This is a genomic window from Turicibacter sp. (genome assembly GCF_017941855.1).
In the GTDB taxonomy this organism is placed as follows: domain Bacteria; phylum Bacillota_I; class Bacilli_A; order MOL361; family Turicibacteraceae; genus Turicibacter; species Turicibacter sanguinis.
This window is the reverse complement of record NZ_JAGAVR010000028.1, coordinates 1-4,422: the sequence shown is the minus strand read 5'-3', so window position 1 is coordinate 4,422 and position 4,422 is coordinate 1. Positions and strand designations below refer to the sequence as shown.

Genomic DNA, 4,422 nt, shown 5'->3' with positions numbered 1-4,422 from the left:
GATCGTTTAAGCCGAAGTCAGCGGGATACCCTTTATTTAATCGAAGAAATGTTTCTTCCTAATAATGTGGAGTTCATATCCATTTCAGAAACCATTGACACTTCCACACCATTTGGTCGAGCCATGATTGGAGTCATGTCAGTATTTGCTCAACTAGAACGTGAGACAATTACTGAACGTCTACGAAGTGGTCGTCTCAAAATGGTTCGTGACCAAGGTCTTTGGGCTGGTGGTTCTGATGCTAGTCCATATGGTTACACTAGACTTAAACGTGGAGAATTGATTGTTAATGAAGAAGAACGGAAACATATCGTGAGAATATTCGAGGAGTACGTCACATTGAAATCTTATATTAAAGTTCAAAAGAAATTAGAACAAGAAGGTTTTCCTCCTCTACGACATGCCCGTATTACTTCATTACTTAAAAATAGGCTCTACATTGGTGAAGTTTCATTTGCAGGTGAATGGTTCAAAGGGTCACATGAACCGATTATATCGGTTGATTTATTTAATGCAGCCCAAAAGGTAAATGAGCACTTCAAAGGTTATAATTTCGGAAAGATAAAAAATAATGTCTTCAGAAAAAAAGTTATTTGTGGATGCTGTGGTGAGAATTATCGTTCTTACTCTGCAAAGGATAAAAAAACAGGTGAAACCTATTACTATATGGTTTGTTCCCGTCGTAAGATGCCATCTTACTATGAAAGTAAATGTTTTAACCGTAATATTAGACGTTCAGACTTGGAAAATGAGATTTTCAACCGCATTAAAAACTTAGAAACAAGTGGTGAAATTGAATTTACTAAAAAGAGTACACCTGTTGACTACTCAAAAAAGATTGAGGCGATCAATGAGAAAATCAATAAGTTACTCGATTTATACATGGATGATAGACTTCCAAAAGATGCACTTGACGCTAAATTAGCAGATTTTAATTCTCAAAAAGAGAAATTACTATCTCAATCAAAAGAAACAGAATACGAAACATCTCTAATGGAGGACTTTATTAAAAAAGGAATTCCTAACTTATTCGAATGTGACTTAGATACACAAACCGCCATTATTGATTTATTCGTGGATAAAATCATTGTGAAAGAGGATGGATTACAAGTGATTTGGAATCAATAAGCGGAGGGATAAAGATGAAAGTGGCATTGTATTCAAGAGTTTCAACCGAACAACAAATCGATAATTATAGTATCCCGCTACAAAGGGAACGACTAGAAGCTTTTTGTACCTCTAAAGGATGGACTCATACACAGGAATATATTGATGCAGGTTATAGCGGGTCTAATTTAAATCGACCTGCCCTACAACAATTACAAAAAGATATTAAAAATAAAAAAATTAATATGGTTATCGTTTATCGCTTAGATCGTCTAAGTCGAAGTCAACGGGATACACTTTACTTAATTGAAGAAGTATTTTTACCCCATGAAGTTGAATTTATTTCACTATCTGAAACAATCGATACGACTACTGCTTTTGGGCGTGCAGCCATTGGCGTTTTATCTGTATTTGCTCAGCTCGAACGTGAGACCATTCTTGAACGTTTAAGAAGCTGTCATCACAAAATGGTACGAGAAGAAGGATTATGGTCAGGTGGTTCAGCGACAGCCCCCTATGGGTATACTCGGCTAGCTCGTGGAGAATTGGTTGTCAATGAAGAGGAACGGAAACATATTGTTCGAATCTTTGAAGACTATGTCAAATTAAAATCTTATACTAAAGTTCAAGATCAATTAGAAAAAGAAGGTTTTACTAGGATCAAAGTTAAACGACTTGTTCATCTCCTACAAAATCGAGTTTATATTGGTGAGGTCTCTTTCGCAGGTGAATGGTATAAAGGCGCACATGAACCCATTATATCTGTTGAACTATTTAATCAAGCACAACAAGTTCGTGAGAATCATAGGGGTAAAAATTATGGTAAAGTTAAAAACAAAGTTTTTACAGGAAAAGTTTTTTGTGCTCGATGTGGTGAAGAATATCGTTCATACTCTCATACAGATAAATTAGCAACTGGTGAGAAAGCTACCTATCATTATCTAATCTGTAATCGAAGAAAAAAACCTTCCCATTATGAAAGTAAATGTTTTAACAGAACGATTCGACGTGATGAATTTGAAAAAGAAATTTTCAATCGTATTAAAAATTTAGAAACAAGTGGTGAAATTGACTTAAGTCATAGCCCAATGAACTACATTAAACAAATTAAACGTATTGATAAGAAAATAAATAAACTACTGGATTTGTATATGGATGATAGATTATCTAAAACTTCACTCGACGTTAAATTAGCCGATTTAAACACACAGAAGGAAACACTCTTAGCACAAGCAGAAGAAACAGAATATGAACAATCTAAGATTGAACAATTCATTAAAAACGGGATCCCTAACTTATTTGAATGTGACATAGAAATGCAAACTGCGATTGTTGATTTATTTATAAATAAAATAGTCATAACTGAGGATGGGCTTCAAATTACTTGGAATCAATAGCTTATTTTTTTACTATTTTTAGGTTTTCATACACTAGCGTCACATACTGCACGTCTTGAAAACCGAAAAAATATTTAATGATAAAACATGATTAATATTTAGGAGGAATAGCGATGTTGGAATCAAGACAAGATAATTATTATGGATTTGAGGTAACGATGTATAGAATTGGCGATCATCTTTGGATTTCTAATATCATGCCAAACGCTCAATACCTAGTCAATCAGTTTAACTACGACAAAATGATATGGACTCAAACCACCTATACAACAGATGAAATTGAAGAGTTATTTAACATATCTAGTAATGTTCTTAAATAACAAAAAAAAGCAGTTAGGTAGCGAATGGCTACTTGACTGCCTTTTTTATTCTCAATTACTCTTCTAGTAACTTAAACGCTCTATCCCATGCTTGCTGATACTCTTTTTGTGCCACCTCGTCAAATTCATTATCCTTAATTAATAGAGCCTTTAATAATAATAGTGAATCTAATCTTTCTTCAAATTGTTTTTCCTTTGTCATTTTTATCACCTCATATGAATATACGCCCCATTAAGATGATTTCCTTTTTTAAAAAGCTTATCTTTTAAATAAATGTTGATAAAATAGTAAAAAAAGAGAAACAGCTTAAAAATAAAAAAAATGTACAACTGATAATATGATAACTAAAAGAATAAACAAGTAAAGTATAAAAATGGCTTTTAAAACTTCTATTAATAGCTTCATATCCTATTTAACCTCCTAATATAATAGTGTATTTAAGTATATGTTTACATTTTTAAGTAACTTGAAGCTTAGATAAATCAGATTCGAAAATTTCTTTTTCAACACCATTATGGATAAATTAGGAATTAGTTATGCAAATTCTGTATAAGATATAAACACTTATCTAAAACACAGCCTAAAAACAAAAAAAGTAGAAACGATATAAGTCGAATCTACTTCCTTTGTTGTTTGCTGTTCAATCTTTTGAGAGATCTTTATGATTATATCATGAGTGATGATCTTCTCCTAGTCAAAATTAAAAGAGCCACTACTGATGTAATGGCTCTTTCCTATATTAAGCTAATGTAATTTCTTCAACACGTTTCGTTGTTAAACAGGCACCTGCGATACTGGCGTATTTTAAGTCAGGTTGTAGCTCGTTTAAGACTAATACTTCACTATCAATCACATAGTTCATGAAGTCAAGAATTTTATCGTCTGATAAATCTTCTGTTGGATTGTTAATCTCGATTGATCGTGTTTTATTTTCAGTGTCTTTGAATTTACAAGTTAATGTGTATGTTTCTTCCATGATCTTTTATCCCCCTATCATTATGTATGAGTTTAAATTAAGCTTAATCAAGCATACGGTAATCAGCAACGACCGTTTTGTTATAAGTTCCAGATGATAAAGCGACATACTTATCTCTAAAGTTTGATAACTCCTCATCTGTGGTGTTTAATCGAACATTTGAAAAAGACTTTGCCTTTACAATGTCTTTCCCATCGTCGTCTTGACCAGCCGTTAAATAAATAGATAACTTGCGATCATAAATATCTTGCATGTTTAATTCCCCCGAATTCATTATGTTTTTTTAGGTGGCGCCACCTACCCTTTAATTATATCCCGATTTACGTTTCCATCCAAAAGATGTCCCGCTACGATGAAAAACCTCCATTAAACAAATCTACCTAAAACGTGGGATTGGTACTGCGCCCACCGCAGGGATGGCAAGTAACAAGACCATTCGTTTTAGGTTAGAATTGAAGAAGGATTTTTCTTTGTAGCGGGATGATTAGGATGATTAAAATGCCTGTTGTGACATCAAGCACTCTAGTTTTTAAAACAGATAATTTAGATTTAAATACCCTTTTTTTGAATAAAAATAGAAATATAACCCATAATAACATCATTGTAAGTTTAAGACTTACT

The 4,422-nt window shown here is 32.9% G+C and carries 6 protein-coding genes; 3 read left to right on the top strand and 3 right to left on the bottom strand.

From position 1 onward, the window contains the following. The 3 genes from J6D32_RS04310 to J6D32_RS04300 form a co-directional block, all read left to right on the top strand. A partial coding sequence (locus J6D32_RS04310; protein ID WP_287467349.1) for a recombinase family protein occupies window positions 1-1,128 on the top strand: 1,128 nt, incomplete at its 5' end. A 14-nt stretch (window positions 1,129-1,142) separates the two neighbouring features. Continuing rightward, on the top strand, window positions 1,143-2,504 hold the full coding sequence (locus tag J6D32_RS04305) for a recombinase family protein (protein WP_287467348.1): 1,362 nt from the start codon (window positions 1,143-1,145) through the stop codon (window positions 2,502-2,504). 113 nt (window positions 2,505-2,617) lie between these two features. Further along, window positions 2,618-2,824 carry a hypothetical protein gene (locus J6D32_RS04300; RefSeq protein ID WP_287467347.1) on the top strand — a complete coding sequence of 69 codons (207 nt, stop codon included), beginning with the start codon at window positions 2,618-2,620 and terminating at the stop codon, window positions 2,822-2,824. Window positions 2,825-2,879: 55 nt separating this feature from the next. On the opposite strand, the gene J6D32_RS04295 is transcribed toward J6D32_RS04300, so the two are convergent. The 3 genes from J6D32_RS04295 to J6D32_RS04285 all read right to left on the bottom strand — a co-directional run bounded on the left by J6D32_RS04295 (window position 2,880) and on the right by J6D32_RS04285 (window position 4,054). Next, a complete protein-coding gene (locus J6D32_RS04295) occupies window positions 2,880-3,026 on the bottom strand; it encodes a hypothetical protein (protein ID WP_287467345.1) in 147 nt (48 codons plus the stop codon). Window positions 3,027-3,564: 538 nt separating this feature from the next. After that, window positions 3,565-3,801 (bottom strand): DUF2922 family protein, encoded by a 237-nt coding sequence (locus J6D32_RS04290; RefSeq protein ID WP_055242746.1) that lies wholly within the window; start codon window positions 3,799-3,801, stop codon window positions 3,565-3,567. 43 nt (window positions 3,802-3,844) lie between these two features. After that, entirely contained in the window at window positions 3,845-4,054 is a 210-nt protein-coding gene (locus J6D32_RS04285; RefSeq protein WP_287467344.1) for a DUF1659 domain-containing protein, read from the bottom strand. Window positions 4,055-4,422: the final 368 nt, after the last annotated feature.